The 18785-nt window shown below is 61.7% G+C and carries 14 protein-coding genes; 5 read left to right on the top strand and 9 right to left on the bottom strand.

What is annotated here, in order from left to right; all coding sequences use genetic code 11:
* Window positions 1-42: 42 nt before the first annotated feature.
* Together AC6I6L_RS08900 and folP are read right to left on the bottom strand one after the other, a co-directional pair.
* Entirely contained in the window at window positions 43-2583 is a 2541-nt protein-coding gene (locus AC6I6L_RS08900) for a GcvT family protein (protein ID WP_497917394.1), read from the bottom strand.
* A 473-nt stretch (window positions 2584-3056) separates the two neighbouring features.
* Entirely contained in the window at window positions 3057-5558 is a 2502-nt protein-coding gene (gene folP / locus AC6I6L_RS08905; protein ID WP_497917395.1) for a dihydropteroate synthase, read from the bottom strand.
* Between the two features lie 212 nt (window positions 5559-5770).
* On the opposite strand from folP, the gene AC6I6L_RS08910 reads away from it, so the two are divergent.
* A complete protein-coding gene (locus AC6I6L_RS08910) occupies window positions 5771-7489 on the top strand; it encodes a formate--tetrahydrofolate ligase (RefSeq protein ID WP_497917396.1) in 1719 nt (572 codons plus the stop codon).
* Window positions 7490-7589: 100 nt separating this feature from the next.
* Here the strand turns inward: AC6I6L_RS08910 and AC6I6L_RS08915 are convergent, their stop codons facing one another.
* Window positions 7590-8147, bottom strand: a complete 558-nt coding sequence (locus AC6I6L_RS08915) for a hypothetical protein (RefSeq protein ID WP_497917397.1) — start codon at window positions 8145-8147, stop codon at window positions 7590-7592.
* A 173-nt stretch (window positions 8148-8320) separates the two neighbouring features.
* Between AC6I6L_RS08915 and fdhF the strand changes: the two genes are divergently transcribed.
* Window positions 8321-10435: a formate dehydrogenase subunit alpha gene (fdhF, locus tag AC6I6L_RS08920; protein WP_497917398.1), complete on the top strand. Its 2115-nt coding sequence runs from the start codon at window positions 8321-8323 to the stop codon at window positions 10433-10435.
* Between the two features lie 103 nt (window positions 10436-10538).
* On the opposite strand, the gene AC6I6L_RS08925 is transcribed toward fdhF, so the two are convergent.
* The 4 genes from AC6I6L_RS08925 to AC6I6L_RS08940 all read right to left on the bottom strand — a co-directional run bounded on the left by AC6I6L_RS08925 (window position 10539) and on the right by AC6I6L_RS08940 (window position 14379).
* Window positions 10539-10919: a Rid family detoxifying hydrolase gene (locus AC6I6L_RS08925; RefSeq protein ID WP_497917399.1), complete on the bottom strand. Its 381-nt coding sequence runs from the start codon at window positions 10917-10919 to the stop codon at window positions 10539-10541.
* A 64-nt stretch (window positions 10920-10983) separates the two neighbouring features.
* A complete protein-coding gene (locus AC6I6L_RS08930) occupies window positions 10984-11115 on the bottom strand; it encodes a hypothetical protein (protein ID WP_497917400.1) in 132 nt (43 codons plus the stop codon).
* Window positions 11112-13001 carry a BCCT family transporter gene (locus tag AC6I6L_RS08935; RefSeq protein WP_497917401.1) on the bottom strand — a complete coding sequence of 630 codons (1890 nt, stop codon included), beginning with the start codon at window positions 12999-13001 and terminating at the stop codon, window positions 11112-11114. The genes AC6I6L_RS08930 and AC6I6L_RS08935 overlap by 4 nt, the downstream gene beginning before the upstream one ends.
* A 151-nt stretch (window positions 13002-13152) precedes the next feature.
* Complete coding sequence (locus tag AC6I6L_RS08940; protein WP_497917402.1) at window positions 13153-14379, bottom strand: NAD-binding protein; 1227 nt, start codon at window positions 14377-14379, stop codon at window positions 13153-13155.
* 178 nt (window positions 14380-14557) lie between these two features.
* Between AC6I6L_RS08940 and AC6I6L_RS08945 the strand changes: the two genes are divergently transcribed.
* The 3 genes from AC6I6L_RS08945 (at window position 14558) to AC6I6L_RS08955 (ending at window position 15968) form a co-directional block, all read left to right on the top strand.
* Window positions 14558-14983 carry a universal stress protein gene (locus AC6I6L_RS08945; protein ID WP_497917403.1) on the top strand — a complete coding sequence of 142 codons (426 nt, stop codon included), beginning with the start codon at window positions 14558-14560 and terminating at the stop codon, window positions 14981-14983.
* A 332-nt stretch (window positions 14984-15315) separates the two neighbouring features.
* Entirely contained in the window at window positions 15316-15471 is a 156-nt protein-coding gene (locus tag AC6I6L_RS08950; protein WP_497917404.1) for a hypothetical protein, read from the top strand.
* Window positions 15472-15545: 74 nt separating this feature from the next.
* A complete protein-coding gene (locus tag AC6I6L_RS08955; RefSeq protein WP_497917405.1) occupies window positions 15546-15968 on the top strand; it encodes a universal stress protein in 423 nt (140 codons plus the stop codon).
* Window positions 15969-16174: 206 nt separating this feature from the next.
* Here AC6I6L_RS08955 and AC6I6L_RS08960 read toward each other — a convergent pair whose 3' ends face one another.
* The gene (locus tag AC6I6L_RS08960) at window positions 16175-17971 is read right to left on the bottom strand and encodes a BCCT family transporter (RefSeq protein ID WP_497917406.1); all 1797 of its coding nucleotides are present in this window, start codon (window positions 17969-17971) and stop codon (window positions 16175-16177) included.
* Between the two features lie 321 nt (window positions 17972-18292).
* Window positions 18293-18496, bottom strand: coding sequence for a hypothetical protein (locus AC6I6L_RS08965; RefSeq protein ID WP_497917407.1), 204 nt, complete (start codon window positions 18494-18496; stop codon window positions 18293-18295).
* Between the last annotated feature and the right edge of the window lie 289 nt (window positions 18497-18785).

The raw sequence follows: 18785 nt of genomic DNA on the forward strand, positions 1-18785 counted from the left end.
GGTGTCTGTGGTTCGATATCGATGTATTGTTCGGAGTCGATGCTAGCCGCGGATGCGTTCACTCTTCGGATCGAACAGCGGCCGACTGCCGACGACTTCGACGGTCACCGGGTACTGCTCGCCCATGTATTCGACCTGCAACTGCGTTCCCTCCTCAGCGTGTTCCGGCGGGAGATACGCCATCAGCAGGTGTTTTCCGACAGTTGGCCCGGTGCCCGCGCTCGTGACGTAGGACTCACGACCCTCTTCGTCGACGATGACCTCACCGCTTTCGTCGAGAATCGGCTCATTGCCGAGCATGAACCGGCGTTCCCCGTCAGCGGACGTGTGATCGTCGACAGTGAGCGTACACAGCGTCGCCGTATTCTCCTCCTCGATCGCTTCGGCGTAGGCCTCCTTCCCGATGAAGTCGGCGTCTTTGACGCCGTGGAAGGTGAGACCGGCCTCCGCGGGATTGTACTCGAGTTCGAGTTCGTGACCGAAGAGTCGGTACCCTTTCTCCATGCGACCGGTCGTCCCGTAGACGCCCATTCCGACGGGTCGGATGTCGTACTCCTCGCCAGCCTCTTCGATGGTGTCCCAGAGTCGGCGTCCCTGGCCCATCGGGGCGTAGATCTCCCAGCCGAGTTCGCCGACGTAGGACAGCCGCATCGCCCAGGCGTCGACTTCCCCGATCGTGATCTCCTGAGCCGTATACGGCGGGAACGCCTCGTGGGACATGTCCTCTTCAGCAACCGAGTCGACGACATCGCGAGCGTCGGGTCCCCAGACGCCGAGGGTACAGAGTGACTCGGATTTGTCGACCATGTTCACGTTTGCGTCTTCTGGGATGTGTTCACCGAACCAGGCTCGATCGGAGCCGGCGGCCGCCCCGCCGGTGACGACCCGGTAGTGGTCCTCCCCGAGTCGAGCGATCGTCAGGTCGGAGACGAAGCCGCCGTTTTCGGCGAGGATTGGCGTGTATACCGTCTTGCCGACGTCGACATCCGTCCGACCGACGGCCATTTTCTCCATGTATTCGGCTACGTCCGAGCCGACGAAGTCGAAAATCCCGAAGCCCATGTCACCGACCATGGCGACCTTATCGCGCATGTGCAGGTGTTCGGCCAGAATTATCGGTGACCACCATCGGGAATCCCACTCGTTTGGCCGCATCAGGTCCGCAAGCTCGCTGTTGTACTCGGTCAGCAGGTCGCGGTTCGATTCGAACCACTGCGGGCGTTCCCAGCCTGCGGCCTCGAAAAAGCGCGCATCGAGGTCGTCCTGGCGGTCGTAGAACGCGCTGGTTCGGAGCGGACGGGAACTCTGCCACTGTTCGGCCGGGTGGACGATGCCGTAGATTTTCTGGAAGCCTTCGTGAGCGCGGTTTTTGACGTACGTATTCGAGGTTCCGTACTCGTAAAAGCGGTTCACGTCCGACGCGTGCAGATCGATATCCGACCAGCCGCGAGTCATCCACTGGGCGACGGCTTCCCCGATCGCGGGGGCCTCCTTGATCCAGACCGCAGAACACGACCAGAGACCGTCGACGTCCTGAAGCGGCCCGAGCAGGGGCATGCCGTCCGGCGTGACCGAGAGCAGTCCGTCGATCTCGTGGCGGATGCCGGCTTCAGGGTCGTCGAGCAGGTCCGGAACGATCTCGAGTGCGTTCTCCATGGACTCCTCGAATGCGTCGTCGGTCAGCGGCGGCTGCGTTGGCGACAGCGGCGCTTCGTCGATCGACGGAATGTCCTCGACGTCCCAGAGGATCGGCCGGTGCTGGTAGGAGCCGACTTCGAGGTCGTTGCCGTGCTGGCGCTCGTACATCTGGGTGTCCATGTCCCGGACGACCGGGAACGAGATTTCGCCTTCGTAGTCCTCGAAAAAGGAAATCGGGCCGACGCTGACCATCTGATGGACCGCCGGCGTCAGGGGAATGTCGGCTCCCGCCATCTCCGCGATTTTGGGGCTCCAGAGCCCGGCAGCGATCACGACTTCGCCGGCGTCGACGGTTCCGCGATCGGTTTCGACGGCTCGAATCTCCCCCCCTTCGACGTGCATGTCGAGGACCTCCGTATTCGGTGAGACCGTCAATCCGCCGTCGATCGCGTCGTCCGCCCGGGCGCGCATGACTTCGCCGGCCCGGAGCGGATCACAGGTCCCAGCACCCGGACTGTAGAAGCCGCCCTTAATTATGTCCGTGTTGACGTAAGGAACCATCTCCTCGATTTCCTCGACAGAGAGGAGTTCGCCGGGTTCGCCCCAGGATTTGGCCGATTGGACCCGGCGCTTGAGTTCCTCCATGCGCTCGTCGGTCCGGGCGACTTCGATTCCGCCGCTGTTCGTGAAGGTGTCCATGTCCTCGTACTGCTCGATCGAGCGACGGGTGAGGGCGGTCATCTCCTTCGAGTGTTCGACGGGCATGAGGAAGTTCGAGGCGTGGCCCGTCGAACCGCCCGGATCGGGAAGCGGCCCCTTGTCCATCAGGAGGATGTCCTCTCGGCCCTGCGTTGCGAGATGATACGCGAGACTGTTTCCGACGATGCCCGCGCCGATGATGACCGTTTCCGCTCTCGAGGGAAAATCGTCGCCGTCGCCGCTCATCGTCGATCGGCACCTCCGTCTCGTTTCCGTGGGTTGTCCGAGTCACTCCGCCGTCTCGGGTTGGGTCCGTACAGTGTCATCTTCGTTCGGTAGTGAACACCTCGCAGGATATTAAAAGGACGCACAACTGACAGTATGGTTATACAAAGAGCGATCGGCGGAGGCCGTCGACGCACGGCTTCCCGAACATTCCGTCCGGGTCTTCCGAGCCAAATGGGCCGGTACGCCCCCGTTCAGTCGGTGTGCTTGCTGGGACGACGCCACCGTCTTTCACCGGGACGCTGGATCGTCCGACCCGCCTGTTTCACAACGTGGCAGCGGTACAATACGTTGTGGATGTCTTACCCCAATCTCGGCACGCGACGGGGTGAATGCGGTCGACGAACGAGTCGTCGAACCGGGTACTGTTCAGCGAGTGGAATCCATAGGGGTTACTGAAGGTGGAGGCGGCTACGGCCCGCTGCGCCACTCGGTCACCGATCGCGATCGGCGGTCGTTCGCTCGGCAGTCGCGATCGCGGCGGCGTTCGGCGCGACGTCGTGGACGCGAACGAGATCAACGCCGCGTTCGGCCGCAAGCGCCGTCGCTGCGACGGTCGGCGCGAGTCGATCCTCCGACCCCTGCGTCACCCCCTCGAACATCGATTTGTGGGAGTGGCCGATCATGATCGAGGTCCCAAGCGCACGAAACTCCTCGAGTCGATCGAGCAGCGCGAAACTCTCCGACGCGGACGTTCCGAATCCGAGACCGGGATCGATCACGAGATCGGAGCGATCGATGCCAGCACGTTCGGCGAGGAGAACTCGCTCCGCGAGCCGCTCCAGTACGTCGTCGACGACGTCGTCGTAGGCGTGCTGGCGGTCCGTCTCGACCGGCGCGTCGAGGCTGTGCATGACTACGGCTGGAACGCCGTGGTCGGCGACGACGTGGCGCATCTGCGCGTCCGCGAGACCGGTCACGTCGTTTACCATATCTGCCCCCGCATCGAGTGCGGCCTTGGCGACCGCCGGTTTGCGCGTGTCGATCGAACACTTCGCATCGAGGTCGCGTATGCGCTCGATGACCGGCAGGACTCGATCGCGCTCCGCTTCCGCGGAAACCGGATCAGCACCCGGACGGGTCGACTCGCCACCGACATCGATCACCTCCGCACCCGCTGCGACGAGTTGCTCGGCGCGAGCGACGGCGTCCTCGACTGTGTCGTACTCGCCTCCGTCGTGAAACGAATCGGGCGTCACGTTCAGAATGCCCATCACAGCCGTCCCCGCCGACCAGGGATGCGAATCAGACGAATTCGTAGATCGAACGCCGACGGCATCTGTGAGCTGTTCTGCGAGGCGACGGCCGCCGATCGATCGACCCCGAAGATCCGCCGCGAGCGCCTTCAACTGGGCGAGCGTCCCCGAGACGACGACTTCGACGTGTTGATCCGTCGTTTCGATGGCCGAAACGGCGCAGGTTCCGCCCAGCGGCTCCAGCAGCGAGCGCAACTCGGCGGCTTCGTCGTGGCGAACGGGCAGGCGAAGCGTTCGGTGTGGCAGCCGATCGCCGCGGTCACAGCGAACCGACGCGGCGACGTCCGCCCGCTTCATCACCGCCCGAGCGCGATCGGTCGTGGGGGTTCGAACTGATCGCACCGACCGCGTCCATCGATCCCGGGCCTCGCCGACGACCGACAGCGAGCCGGTTACGAGCACGCAATCATCTGGGGATGCCCGCCGAAGTGCTCGATCGAGCGCGACGAGGACCGATTCGTACTGACCGACATCGGCGGTCGTCTCCCGCTCGAACGTCGCCGCGAGGGTGTCGGTGTCCTGGGCACGGTCGGCGTCCGGTTCGGCGAGATAGACCCGATCGGCGTCCGGAAGCGATCGACACATCTCCCGGTGGTCCTTATCGCAAAAGGCTCCGAAGACGATCGTCAGGTCGTCATACTCGAAGCGATCGAGCAGCGTCGACAGCGTCGCGCTCGCGTCGGGGTTGTGGGCACCGTCGAGGATCGTCAGGGGGGCCTCGTCCATCACCTCGAACCGACCGGGCCAGCGGACGTTCCGAATTCCAGCCGCGATTTCTTCGGTCGTGGGCGCTGCAATCTGACGGGCAAGCGAGGCGGCAATTCCCGCGTTAACCGCCTGGTGTGTGCCGAGTAAGGGTGTTCGACCCGTTACCTCCCAGTCGGAGCCGACGATCGAAATCGACGATGTCGTCGTCGAAACCATTCCCGTCTCCGAAACCCTGACATCCGCCTCGGTCTCTGTACCGTGACCGTCCGGCGAATCGTCGTCCGTCCCTCCAAAATCTGTTGATCTGCGTCCGAGATCGTCTGTCGCTTCTACCGTAACCACCGCCGTTTCCGACCGAATCGCGGACAACGCCGCGCCGGTTGCGCCGGTCACCAGCGGCGCGTCCGACGGGGCTACCTGAGCTTTGTCGGTAGCGATCTCCTCGATCGTCGAGCCGAGAATGTCGGTGTGCTCGAGACTGACGCTCGTGACGGCCGCAGCCGCAGGGGTGACCGCGCTCGTCGCGTCGTACCGACCGCCGATTCCCACCTCGAGGACAGCGACGTCGACATCCGATCGCTGAAAGTGCCAGAGAGCCATTGCCGTATAGACTTCGAAAAACGTCGGCGCGGTCCCGTCGGCGGACTGTTCGATGATGTACGGCCAGACCGTCTCGACGAATCTGACCACCTCGCGTTTCGGGATTTTCCGTCCCTGAACCGTGATTCGCTCGCGTCGGTCGTTCAGATCCGGCGAGGTGTAACAGCCCACTGTCAGTCCCGCCTCCCGCAGGATTCGATCGAGAATTCGGGTCGTACTCCCCTTGCCGTTCGAACCGGCGACCTGGACCGCGAGGAGATCGTCCTGGGGATCGTTAAGGTGCCCAAGCATCTCGGCGGTCGTTTCCGTCCCCATCCTGGGTCGGAGCCGCCGCAGCCGTTCGAGCCTGTTGACGGCTTCGTGATACTCCATGCCAAAGACGTTCACACGACCGTCAATAAAGTTCTCGTGGAGTGTGATTCGATCCACAACTAATCAGTTTCCGAACACGATCTGTCAGAGTCGACGCCACGCCGTGGCGGAGTGTGGCCGCAAACGGGCGGTGACGGAGACGTAAACACGTCGTATCCGGAATGCTATGGGTGTGTCAACACTTATCGGCAGTCACGAACACGTATCTGCACATGGCATCCCAAGACGAGAGCGAACAGTCGATACCGAACGACTACGAAATCGCCCAGTCGGTCTCTACAACCCACATCGCGGACGTCGTGGAACCGTTCGGGCTTGAACGGGACGACCTCCAGTTGTACGGCGAGGACAAGGCGAAGGTGAGTCTCGAGGCGATCGAGCGCATCAAGCAAGAGAACACGGCGGACGGAAAGCTCATTCTCGTCACCGGAATGACCCCGACCCCGCTCGGAGAGGGAAAGACAGTAACGACGGTAGGCCTTGGGCAAGCGTTCAACCAGATCGAGAAAGACGCGCTCGTGGCGATCCGCGAGCCCTCACTCGGACCGGTATTCGGCGTCAAAGGCGGGGCCGCGGGCGGCGGCTACTCGCAGGTCCTCCCGATGGAGGACATCAACCTCCACTTCACGGGTGACCTTCACGCGCTCACCTCGGCGCACAACCTCATCGCGATGATGCTCGACAACCACATCAAACACGGGAACGAACTCGAGGTGGAGGTCAACTGGGTCAACTGGCCGCGCGCGATCGACATGAACGATCGAGTGCTCCGGGAGACGGTGATCGGGCTGGGCGACATCGTCACCGGCCTTCCCCGCGAAGACGGGTTCATTCTCACGGCCGCGTCGGAGCTGATGGCCGTTCTCTGTCTGGCCGACAGCATCGACGACCTGAAAGAGCGCCTCGCCCGGATCATCGTCGCCTACAGCGAGGACGGCGAGCCGATCACCGTCGACGACATCGGGGCGACGGGAGCCGCCGCAATCCTGCTCAAAGACGCGCTGAAACCGAACGTGGTCCAGACGATCGAGGGAACGCCGGCGTTCGTCCACGGGGGACCGTTCGCGAACATCGCTCACGGGACCAACTCACTGATCGCTGATGACGTGGCGGCCCACCTCTCTGAGTACCTCGTCACCGAGGCCGGATTCGGCTCGGACCTCGGGGCCGAGAAGTTCATGAATATCGTCTGTCGGTTCGGTGAGATGGAGCCGGACGCGGTCACGATCGTCGCCTCGGTGCGCGCGCTCAAGTACCACGGTCAGGAGATGTGGCCGCCGGACCTCGACGAACTGGAAGCCGAAGACGTGGATGCAGTCGAGCGCGGGTTCGAGAACCTCGACAAGCACATCTCGAACCTCCAGAAGTTCGGCGTTCCGGTCGTCGTCGCGCTCAACCGTTTCCCCGGCGACACCGACGCGGAAGTGCAGGCGGTACTCGACCACTGCGAGGACGAACTCGGTGTTCGAGTGGCCGAATCGAACGTCTTCAGCGACGGCGGCGAGGGCGGCATCGAACTCGCAGAGAACCTGGTCGACGCGGCGGAGTCCGACTCCTCGTTCGAGCCGCTGTACGACCTCGACGCCTCGATCAAAGAGAAAATCGAAACGATCGCGACCGAAGTGTACGGAGCCGACGGCGTCGAGTACCACAGCGACGCCGAGGACGACATCGAGCGGCTGACCGACCACGGCTTCGACGACGTGCCGATCTGTATGTCGAAGACGTTCCACTCGCTCAGCGACGAAGCCAGTCGAAAGGGCGCGCCGGAGGGGTGGACCCTCGAGATCAACGAGATCTACCCGTCGGCCGGGGCCGGCTTCCTCGTTGCGCTTACCGCTGACGTGCTCACGCTGCCCGGTCTCCCGCCCGAACCCGCCGCCGCGGAGATGGACCTCCACTCCGACGGCGATGTCTCGGGACTCTTCTGACGGGGCGCTCCCGACCGCCGATCGCTGCGGTCGTTCGACTCGCCGCCGATCGCTCCGCCGTCCGACCCGCTTTCGTCAGTTCGTCCCGCTCGGGCTCGACCTACTCAGCTCCGAGTTGCCACAGCGCACGATACAGCGTCCACAGGTCACGGTCACACCGATCAGCAACGACTCGACAGCGCTCGAGATACCGTTCGCACTGCACGGCCGTCGGTGCGGACGGATACGGTTCCGACAGTTCGTCACACGTACGGAGGGCGGTCCACTCCCGCTCGCTCATGACGAGGTACCGCTCCGGGTCGAGAAACTGCAGGAACGCCGTTGCGATCGACACGTCGACGCCAGCAAGCGCCGTGAGGGACTCGGTTTTTGCCGCCGTTCCCTCGGCTTCGATGGCACCGTCGATCGCAGCGTGGACACCCTCGTAATCGTTCTCACCGAAGGCCGCCTCCGCGGCCCGGCGGTCGGCGTCGGGATACGCGCCGAGGAATCGCCGGAAGTACCACTGGACGATCCACTCGACGTCTCGCCACCCGTACTCCCCGCTTTCGAGGGTCCCAGGTAAGAGTTCGATATGCTCTGCCTCGATCGCGGAGAACGCGTGTGACTCGTCGTACTCGGTCGCCAGCCGATCGATCGCGTCTGGTGTGAGTTCCATCTCGACGGAGTGTTCCCGGCCGGGCAGTGTGAACGTTTCCCTCGCACTGGGAACGGTCGAACGAGGGGGTGCTCCGGAATGAACGAGTACCGTTCCGGCCCGGTGAGAGCAACTTTCATACCCGTCGCGACCGATGGTTCATACCATGGAACAACCCGACACCGGTGATCGAAATGTCGACTGACGAACCCGAGCCAGTCAAGACGATCTGCCCGTACTGTGGCGTCGGCTGCGGGATTCAGGTTCGGCAGGGTGAGGAACCCGGCGACGTCCGGTTTATGCCGTGGGGTGACGCGCCCGTAAACGAGGGTCGCATCTGCATCAAAGGCGGCGCTGCGACGGAGGTCGTCGACCACGAAGACCGACTCACAGAGCCGCTGATCAAAGAAGACGGCGAGTTCCGCGAGGCGAGTTGGGAGGAGGCCTACGAACTGATCGTCGACGAGATGAGTCGGATCCGCGACGAGTACGAACCCGACGCGATGGGCTTTTACGGCTCGTCGAAGACGATGAACGAGGAGAACTACCTCCTCCAGAAACTCGCCCGTCGCTACGGCACTAACAACGTCGACAACTGTACCCGGATGTGTCACGCTTCGACCGTCTGGGCGCTGCGGACGAGTCTCGGCGCTGGCGCGATGACCAACAGCATGGCCGACCTGGAGGAAGCGGCCGACATCTTCTGGATCCAGGGGGCAAACCCCGGCGAACAACACCCGATCGCTAACAGCCAGTACTTCCGCCAGGCGGTGCTGGAGGGCGCGACCGTCATCCAGGTCGACCCCCACGCCAACAAGACGACCCGATCGTTCCAGATCGACGAGACCGATCGGCACATGCACCTCCAGCTCGAGCCGGGGACCGACATTCCGCTGCTCAACGTCGTCATCAAGACGGTCCTCGAGAACGACTGGATCGACGAGGAGTTCATCGCGGAGCGCACGGAGGGGTTCGAGCACCTCGAAGAAACGCTCGAGGATTTCGACAAGGAAGCGGCTGCCGAGGAGTGTGGCGTCCCGCTCGAGGACATCGAACTGGCCGCCGAGAAGTACGCGATGGCGAACAACGCGGCCATCTTCACCGGGATGGGGATGAGCCAGCACACCTGCGGGGTCGACAACGTCCAGAACGAGATCAACCTCGCGCTCATCACCGGAAATCTCGGCCGGCCCGGCACGGGCGTCAACCCGCTGCGCGGCCAGAACAACGTCCAGGGGACGTGTGACGTCGGCGCAATGCCCAACGTATTGCCCGGGTATCAGCTCGTCGACGACGACGAGGCCCGCGAAAGCGTCGAACAGGTCTGGGGGTTCAAGATTCCCGACGAACCCGGCCTCACGAACGTCGAAATCTCCCACGAGGCGGGGAAATCGGTTCACGGGCTGTACGTCATGGGTGAGAATCCCATCATGAGCGAACCCGACAGCAACGTCGTCGAAGAACGCCTCGACAGCCTCGAGTTCATGGTCGTCCAGGACATCTTCATGACCGAGACCGCCAAGTTCGCCGACGTCATCCTTCCGGCGACGACGTGGGCCGAGCGTGGTGGGACCGTCACGAACACCGATCGTCGCGTCCAGCGCATGCGCGGCGTACAGAAAGTCCACGAGAACACGGAACACGACCTCGATATCCTCATGGAGATCGGCAGCCGCTTGTTCAGCGAAGACGAGTTCCGCTTCGAGGACGAGGAAGCGGTCTTCGAGGAACTTCGGCAGGTGTGTCCGAGCTACCACGGGATGACCTACGAAATACTCGGCGAGGAAGGAATCCAGTGGCCCTGCTACGAACCCGGCGACGAGGGCGACCAGTACCTCTACGAGGACTCCTTCGACACCGAAAACGGCCTCGGCAAGATCGAGGGCGTCACCCACCAGCCGCCGAAGGAGACCCCCGACGACGAGTACCCGCTGATCCTCACGACGGCGCGACTCGAAGAACACTACAACACGGGGACGATGAGCCGTCGATCACCGACGCTCAACCGCCAGCACCCCGAAAACTTCGTCGACGTTCACCCGAACGACGCCGAGCGATACGGCATCGAGGACGGCGACTACGTAACGGTGAAATCACGCCGCGGCGAGATCGAGGTCAAAGCCAACGTCACCGAAGACATCAAAGAAGGGTCGATCTGGACGACGCCGCACTTCGCGGCCGCGTCGGCCAACCGGTTGACCAACGACGTGCTCGACGAACGCGCGAAGATCCCCGAGTACAAAGCCGCCGCCGCGGAGATCGAAGTTGGCATCGAACCGACCGATACCGAGTCGCCAGCCGACGACTGACCGCGGTTTCAGTCAATCCATTGTCGTTTTTTGAACCGTCGAATCCCGTTTTGCAGCCCGGATCCGTACGATTTGGCAGGCGAGAGTGGGTACCCCGGCCGGTTCAATCGATCGCCGCGATCGCCTCGACTTCGATCGCAGCTCCTTTCGGAACAGAGCCGACCTCGATCGCGCTGCGCGCCGGCGGTTCGGCGTCGAAAAACTCCCCGTACGTCTCGTTCATCTCGTCGAAGTCCTCGATGTCGTCGAGATAGATCGTCATTTTCAGGACGTCGGTAAGCGTCAGTCCCTCCGACTGGAGGATCGCCTCGACGTTCTCGAGACACTGGCGCGTCTGGGTGGCGACGGACTCGTCGTCGAGGAGGTCACCGTCGGGCGTCAACGGCAGTTGTCCCGCGGTGAACAGCAGTTCGTCGTTGGTGGTTGCCTGGCTGTACGCCCCGACAGCTGCAGGCGCATCGTCCGTACTGATGAGTCGTTTCATCCCGTTGGAAGATCCACCGGGACGAGTATAGGAATACCGCCGACACCCCTCGAACCAATTCCTCTCAGCGAGCGTGGTATTCGTGCCAGTAGAAGATCGTGATCGCGACGATCGACTCAGCGGGAGCCTGATCATCATCCGACGAGAGCCGTATCGGACCGTTCGACAGGCCGCGGGCGGCGATCGACGGCCTCATCCATCGCCATCTCTCGGCTTCCCCATCTCGCCGGGTTCGCCCTCCTTTTGGGGTCCCGTCACTGACGTGTATGCGACGCCCACGATCGATCGCCGGCCGCGCTCGTGTTTCAAAAACGATCCGAGGAGACCGACCAGAGCGACCAACACGATCAGCGCGAACGGCCCGCCGGTCAACACGGCCATCGCTTGCAGTACGTCCGCACTGTCGGTCAGGAGCACGGAGACGGCGACGAGTCCCTGAAAGAGTCCCCAGAAGACGATCGCGCCGGTCGTCGGGGCGAATCCGCGTTTCGTCGCTAACACCGCGACGACGAGCGTGGAGGTGTCGGCCGAGGTCGTCATGAAGACGACGATCAGCGCCAGGAAGACGAACATGAGGAGGTCGCTTATCGCGAGCGCGCCGAACACCGGAAAGCCGGCGACGGCCTCGGAACCGCCGTCGGTCCCGATCGCCTCGAGCACGTCGACGACACCCGTCTGCTGGAGGTGGATCGAAGTCGATCCCAGAAGGAGAAACCAGACCATCGTCGCCAGCGAGGTCGCGACGAACCCCGTCAGGACGACGGTCCGAATCCGCCGACCGCGCGAGAGGGCGGCGAGGAAGAGGCCGGCGAACGGTGCCCAGGAGAACCACCAGGCCCAGTTCCAGATCGTCCAGTCAGCGACCCAGCGTTCAGCGACCAGTCCGTTGCCCAGATACACGCTCATCGGGACCACGTTGTGCGCGTAGCTCCAGATCGCTCCGGAGGACTGCTCGATGACGGCCGATCGCGGTGCGACGGCGAAAAATAGCGCTGTAAACAGGGCGAACAGCACGATATTGACCGCGGCGATCCGTCTGATCCCCCGGTGAACCCCGCTCTGTGCGGAGACGACGAAAACGAACGTCAGTCCGGCGACGAACACCACCGATCCGACGGTGGCGAACGTCACGCCCCACTGAAAGTCGATGCCGGTGAGAAACTGCTGGCCGACGAGCGCGATAGAGGTCGCGATCCCGCCGATCGTCGCGAAAACGGCGAGCAGATCGACGATCCGACACCAGATCGAATCGAGGTTGTCGACGCCGAGGAACGGCGTCAAGATCGACGAGACGCGTAGCGGTGCCTCTCGCTGGTACACGTAGTAGGCTATCGGAATCCCCAAGGCAATGTAGGCGCTCCAGGCCGTAAATCCCCAGTGGAAGAGTGCGTAAGTGAGCGCTGCGCCCGCCGCCGCGTCCGATTCCGGTTCGACGTCGAAAAACGGCGGCGGCGTCTCGTAGTGGAACAGTGCCTCGGCCGGCCCCCAGAAGACGATTCCGGCGGCGATCCCGGCCGTGAAAATTATCGTAAAGTAGACGGGATAGGTGTACGCCGGTTCGGCGTCGGGCCCGCCGAGTTTCACTGCTCCCCACGGACCGACCAGCAGTGAGAGGCAAAAGAGCACGGCGAGGATCATGACACCGGCAAAGAGCGACCCGCCGTAGGTGGTGACAGCCCGCTGAGCAGTACCGACGGCACCGATCGTTCCCGACGGTACCAGCAACTGACCACAAAAAAAGAGGGCGAACGCGGCGACAGGAGCGCCGAGAACGAGCGGATCGTGTCGGTCCAAAAGCGCCGTTACTGTTTTCCTCACGCCGAGTCGGCGGACGCGAAGCAGGTACTCGGGACCGAACGCGCTGACGACCTCGTCGGTCTCCGTTGGCAACACCGCGAGGTACGCCAATCCAGAGCCAAAGAACACGAGCGAGAAGACCAGCCACGCCCGGCCCGCGATCGTCTCCCCGACGAGTTGCGGGAAGAAAAAGCCCGAGACGACGATCGCACCCGAGACGACACAGAGCGGAGCCAGCAGCTTCCGAAGCACCCGTTCGGTCGCACTCACTCCCTCGAGACCCATGTCAACATAATGCATTCCCGGTCGGTTAGTCATTTCCCCGAGTACCGGGTCGAACATCCGCTGGTCGGCGTCGTTTTCGCGATCCCACAGCGTCACGGATACCGATCGTGGCCATCTCGTCTCGTCGAGTCACCCGTGCCGTCCGTCGTGTTCAGTCTCGATCGTCGCTCTCGAGTCGCTCGAATAGCGATTCGGCGGGCGTTTCGTCGAGGATCGATCGGCCGAGGAGTCGGCCACCGATCTCCATCGGGCTGATAACTTCGTCCGCGCCGACCGCTTCGAGTTTATCGACGTGTCGTCGATCGTTCGCCGCGGCGACGATACGAACGTCGGGGTCGGATTTCCGGGCCGCGAGGACGGCCAGTACGTCGTCAGCGTCGTCCCGCGTCGCGACGACGACCCCGGCAGCAGCGTCGATCCTCGCGTCCTGAAGCGTCTCCTCGAGGGTGGGATCGCCGGTGAGGACGTTGAGTTCCCGATCGCTCAATCCGGCAGCTTCGTCGACGTCGGGTGTAACGACGACGATTTCCACCTCGTCGCCGAGTTCGTCGAGGAGCGATTCCGTGATGTCGCTGTAGCCGAGGACCAGCACGTGATCCTCGATCAGGGTGAGTTCTGACGGTGTCATGTTTCCGAAGGCGGCGGCCATTCGTTTCTCGATCGCCGGAACGATCAACGCGCCGATCGCGACGGTGAACGCGCCGGTACCAAAGAGGATGACCGAAAGCGAGAACCACTTCGCCTCTGTCGTCAGCGGGGTGATGTCGCCGTAGCCAACGGTCGCGATGGTGACGACGACGTAGTAGACGGCGTCACCCCAGGTGTCGAGGTTAGCAAACTGCTCTTGAAGCGCGTACGAGCCGACGGTACCGTAGAGGCAGACGCCGACAATAGACGACAGCGAGGCGATCTGAAGCGAGGAGAGGTCGATTCGCTGGTCGAACGCGAGCCGGTTTCCAAGTAGCAGTGGAATCGCCACCAGAATCGAGACCAGGAGTGGGACGTCCGTCGTCTGGAACGTCGTCAGCGGCAACAGCGCCGCCAGCGGCAAAACCCCAAGCGTGAGATACCACGCGAATCGTTTCCGACGCTGGAGACCGAAGACGAGACCCGCGAGAACGAACGCGATTAGCACGCCCGTAAACTGGACGAACCCCGGATCGCCTGGAAGGACGCCGACCAGCGGTCCGTCGTAAGTCACGTCTGGCTGGCTGAGGTTCGATAATCCGGTCACGAACGTTAACACCGCGACGAACCCGGTCACCAGAACCGCGGTCCTCGCCCTGGAGAACGATCGCCAGTACACCAGTTGGACCCGCTCGGTGCGGTAAAAAATCCGATCGAGGATGGGTTCCGGCGGATCTGAGTTGTTCGCCACCACGCTCGAACACAACGGGATCGAGGTATAAAACTGGTGTCGAGCGTGCACTCGTTCCGTCCCGGCAATAAATACGCGCCGGGACTGTCAAATAAATACACGCGCGGAATGTCACGTGGCAAGAATAGCGATTATATGTTACAGCGTCGAGACTACGAACGGACGGGGACGAATACCTATGTACGACACCGTTTTGATCGCGACCGACGGGAGCGACGAGTCAGCAGACTGTATCGAGTACGGTCTCGACATCGCTGAAATGACGGATTCGGAGGTACACGCATTGTACGTCGTCGAGACCAAAGCCAGCTACATCTTGACGGTCGGCATCACCGAACAGGAACTCGACGACTACAGACAGTATGGCGAAGACATCATTAGCGACATCGTAGCGCGTGCAAGCGACCGGGGGCTGCGCGGAACAGGTACCGTCAAGACGGGGCGACCGGCAGAAGAGATTACGGAGTACGCCGAGGACAACGATGTGGACGTGATCGTCATGGGAAAACAGGGACACGGCGCGATCGAACGACACCTCGGGAGCACGACGGAGAAGGTTATGCGGATGTCCGACACCCTCGTGACGGTCGTCACCGACTACTGACTCGACACAACTCGCGAGCCGGCCCGTGGATCGAAGGGACTGGTCGAAACCGCGTCTTCGTTCGTTCGATCGCGGGTCAATCAGTACGTTTGATACGGCTGGACACGAATGGTGACCACACCGTATGCACTGGAACTTTCGGACCGTTCTCCGACTCTTCCTGGTCGTTGGCGGGGGCATTTTTCTCGTGACCGGCCTGTTGGACGGCGAACCGATCGAAGCGACTCTCGGGGCTATCGCGGTAGCTCTCGGCGTATTCGGTCTAATTGTCGAGCAGAGACGCACTGAGGGGTGACGGTACGTATAAGTTCCGCCCACACCGTGTTGTTGCTATGTCAAGACTCGTTGGAACTATTGCCTCGGTTCTCATCGTGGTGTTTGCGCTTGCGAGCCTCGGCTTTTTGCTCGCCGGCAATTACTTCGCGGCCGGCACGGTACTGACGTTCGTCGCGTTCGCAATCTATCTCCGAGAGATCAATACACCCTGATCTGGGCGGAACGAACGTTCAGGAGACCCAAACTATTTTATACAGCACTTCGAAATCGCAACAGTGTCGTGGTAATGCTAAACAAGATACTGATCGCGACGGACGGCAGCGACAAAGCGTCGAAGGCGGTCGAACACGGGTTAGACCTCGCGGAGGCGTTTGATGCAGAGGTACACGTGATTTACGTCGTCGAGACGGAAGCGTCGTATATCCTTACAGTCGGTGTAAGCGAATCAAAACTCGAGGAGTACCGAGAGTACGGTGAGAACATCGTTGGCGATGTGATCGACCAGGCCGAGAAACGGGGGCTGGAAGCCGTCAGTGCGGTCAAAACCGGGAAGGTTGCACAGGAAATCGTCGACTACGCTGAAGAGGAAGACGTCGACAGCATCGTCGTGGCCGAACGCGGTCGGGGGACGATCGAAAAGTATCTCGGGTCGAACGCGGAAAAAGTCGTCCGAATGAGCTCGAAGCCGGTCACCGTTGTTCGTTCCTGATACCGCTTCGACCCGAATTCTGTCGTCTCAATTTCTCCGTACGATCTGTCCTTCCTCGTCCGATGGGTTGTCAGAAAACGTCATTCCGCAACAACCGGGCCAGTCGCCGGTCGTCACCTCCCGTCAGACGGATCGCTGTACAGCATTTCCAGCGAAACCACGAGTCGATCGTGATTTCACCGGCAAAATCGTGACAAGAGACCGTCTCAGTCGTCACCGATGTCGACGACCCTGTCTTCTCGAGTCCTGATCCCGGTGACGAGGTCGCCGGTCTGACTCGTGACGATGATTTCGTCATCCTCTTCGAGGTCGTCTATCAGTTCGGTGAATTCGTCGGACTGGAGGATCTTCAACTCCCTTTTGAGTCCGGTTAACACGGCGTAAATCATAAACAGCAGAATGAAGGTGAACGGGAGACCGCTTGCGATCGCTGCCGCCTGCAGCGCACTGACGGCTGCGTCTCCGCCGGCGATGAGCAGCGTCGCGGCGACGAGTCCCTCAGAGACGGCCCAGAAGACGCGGCCGGCGGGAGGCGTCTCGTGTTTGCCGCCGGTACTCAGGTGTTCGAGAACGAGCGAACCCGAGTCCGAGGAGGTGACGAAGAACGTCGTCACCAGGACGATCGCGAGCAGGGAGAGGATCACCGTCCCTGGCATCAACTCGAACATCGCGAACATCGCGACTTCTTCACCGATCTCGAATACCGGGCCGCTGATCGCGCCTTCGGTCGCGCTGCTTAGCTCGAAGTTGAGCGCACTCCCGCCCATGGCTGCGAACCACGCAAACGAGAATACGACTGGGATGAGAAGCACGCCGCCGACGAACTCTCGAATGGATCGTCCCTTCGAGATGCGGGCGATAAACATGCCGACGAACGGTGACCAGGAAATCCACCAGGCCCAGTAGAAGACGGTCCAGTCGACCAGGAAGTTACCCTGGCCGTCACCGCCCGGACCGTAGAAGTCCGACCCCTGGAAGTAGTGGTTGTCGAAGGCGTTGCCGAAGAACGACAGCTCGAAGAAGTTGCCAAGGTAGCCCCCGATCGCCTGTGGCAGCGCGCCGAGAATAAACAGCGTCGGTCCGAGAACGAACACCGAACCCAGCAGGAGCATCATCAACGTGAGATTCAGGTTGCTGAGCCGTCGGATACCTTTGTCGAGACCGAGATAGACCGAGATGGTCGCCAGGGCGGTCACGACGCCGATGATGATGACCGCGACCCAGGTCGCGTTGGGAACGGCGGGGAACGCACCAACCTCGTCCCCGACGAAGTTCAGCCCGGCGTTGATCTGTAACGCACCTAATCCGAGCGAGGTCACGAGCCCGAACAGGGTCGCGAAAATCGTGAAGACGTCGATGACGTGCCCCGGCCAGCCGTAGATTCGTTCACCGAGTACCGGGTAGAACACCGATCGGAAGGTGAGCGGAAGCCCGCGGTTGTACGAGAAAAACGCGAGACCGAGTGCGACCAGTGCGTAGATCGCCCACGGGTGAAAGCCCCAGTGGAACAGCGAGACGGCAAGTGCGACTTCGCCTGCCGCTTCAGTTCCTCCCTCAGCACCCAGATGCGGGTCGAAAAGGTGGAACACCGGTTCGGCAACGCCGAAGAACATAAGACCGATTCCCATCCCGGCACTGAACAGCATCGCGATCCACGAAATATCGCTGAACTCTTTTTCGCCGTCGACGCCACCGAGCCGTATCGACCCGTACTTGCTGATGGCCAGATAGACCATGAATATGATGAAGACGTTTGCGGCCAGAATAAACAGCCAGTCGAAGTAATCGGATACCGCGACGCGGGTATCCTGGTATACCGTTCCCGCCTGATCTGGGAACACAAGTGAGAGGACGATAAAGAGAATAATCAACCCGGCCGCGGTGAGAAACACCGGCGGATTGACGTCGAAGCCGTAGCCTCTCCAGTTGTTGTCTCCCGGTTTTCGATCCGTCTCAGCGTGAAACAGTCTCTCCTGTATTCCGCGTTTATCTTCATCAGACATGATTTTCCCTCTGTATTCGTGTTGTCGTGTTTGTTCGCGGCCGTTCGTGGCCCGTATTTCAAGTGATCGGTCGTCTCACTCCGCTCGGCCCGCCCGACGGTACGCTCCATCACTATCCGACCGGTTCAACCGCTACGACGACTCACCATGTGACCATGTCTCGCGTGACATGCGCTACCAATCTCATACGTCGATTATCTGCAATTCCGTATATAGTTTTGGTAGTCGAATTGATAATTTGGTCGATGGGACTCCCGATAACCAGGTATTCACAGCTGTGATCTGGGATCGAAACCGTCGAGCGCGGTTCGGATAGCACGCTCAAAACCGTGTGAAAAGCGAGCCAAGCCGGTACGGGGTAGCGAGAAACGAAATGATGAACGTCAGGACGGCGAGTCCAAACGAGATCGCTGCAACGGCAACGATAGCGGGCATCCCGAACGCCGATAACGGGGCGATCACAATAATGGCCGTCATCGAGACGACGACGACGAGCAGAAACGCCATCGATACGCGAAGTCCCATCTGCCGTGGATTGAACCCGCACCTGGGGCACTCCTCCTCGTGACCCTCGAGTTCACACCCGCATTTCCTGCAGTGAGGAACACCACCAGTGAACGGTCGCATACCTCTACCTTTCGCTGGAACAATAAAAAGACAGGGCACGGTATAGTAGCCATTGAACGTCGACGTACACCCGATCGCACGACAGGAGCGTGGTTCGGAGCGAGCGTGGTTCGGAGCGAGCGTGGTTCGGAGCGAGCGTGGTTCGGAGCGAGAACCACGGATAGCGAGCGGGGAACGGATGTGACCC

It is taken from the genome of Halosolutus sp. DAT137 (genome assembly GCF_059736405.1).

What these genes read in the sequence shown, in the direction of transcription:
- AC6I6L_RS08900 (WP_497917394.1), bottom strand. Translation starts at nt 2,583, where the DNA reads ATGAGCGGCGACGGCGACGATTTTCCCTCGAGAGCGGAAACGGTCATC.
- folP (WP_497917395.1), bottom strand. Translation starts at nt 5,558, where the DNA reads ATGGAGTATCACGAAGCCGTCAACAGGCTCGAACGGCTGCGGCGGCTC.
- AC6I6L_RS08910 (WP_497917396.1), top strand. Translation starts at nt 5,771, where the DNA reads ATGGCATCCCAAGACGAGAGCGAACAGTCGATACCGAACGACTACGAA.
- AC6I6L_RS08915 (WP_497917397.1), bottom strand. Translation starts at nt 8,147, where the DNA reads ATGGAACTCACACCAGACGCGATCGATCGGCTGGCGACCGAGTACGAC.
- fdhF (WP_497917398.1), top strand. Translation starts at nt 8,321, where the DNA reads ATGTCGACTGACGAACCCGAGCCAGTCAAGACGATCTGCCCGTACTGT.
- AC6I6L_RS08925 (WP_497917399.1), bottom strand. Translation starts at nt 10,919, where the DNA reads ATGAAACGACTCATCAGTACGGACGATGCGCCTGCAGCTGTCGGGGCG.
- AC6I6L_RS08930 (WP_497917400.1), bottom strand. Translation starts at nt 11,115, where the DNA reads ATGAGGCCGTCGATCGCCGCCCGCGGCCTGTCGAACGGTCCGATACGG.
- AC6I6L_RS08935 (WP_497917401.1), bottom strand. Translation starts at nt 13,001, where the DNA reads ATGGGTCTCGAGGGAGTGAGTGCGACCGAACGGGTGCTTCGGAAGCTG.
- AC6I6L_RS08945 (WP_497917403.1), top strand. Translation starts at nt 14,558, where the DNA reads ATGTACGACACCGTTTTGATCGCGACCGACGGGAGCGACGAGTCAGCA.
- AC6I6L_RS08950 (WP_497917404.1), top strand. Translation starts at nt 15,316, where the DNA reads ATGTCAAGACTCGTTGGAACTATTGCCTCGGTTCTCATCGTGGTGTTT.
- AC6I6L_RS08955 (WP_497917405.1), top strand. Translation starts at nt 15,546, where the DNA reads ATGCTAAACAAGATACTGATCGCGACGGACGGCAGCGACAAAGCGTCG.
- AC6I6L_RS08960 (WP_497917406.1), bottom strand. Translation starts at nt 17,971, where the DNA reads ATGTCTGATGAAGATAAACGCGGAATACAGGAGAGACTGTTTCACGCT.
- AC6I6L_RS08965 (WP_497917407.1), bottom strand. Translation starts at nt 18,496, where the DNA reads ATGGGACTTCGCGTATCGATGGCGTTTCTGCTCGTCGTCGTCGTCTCG.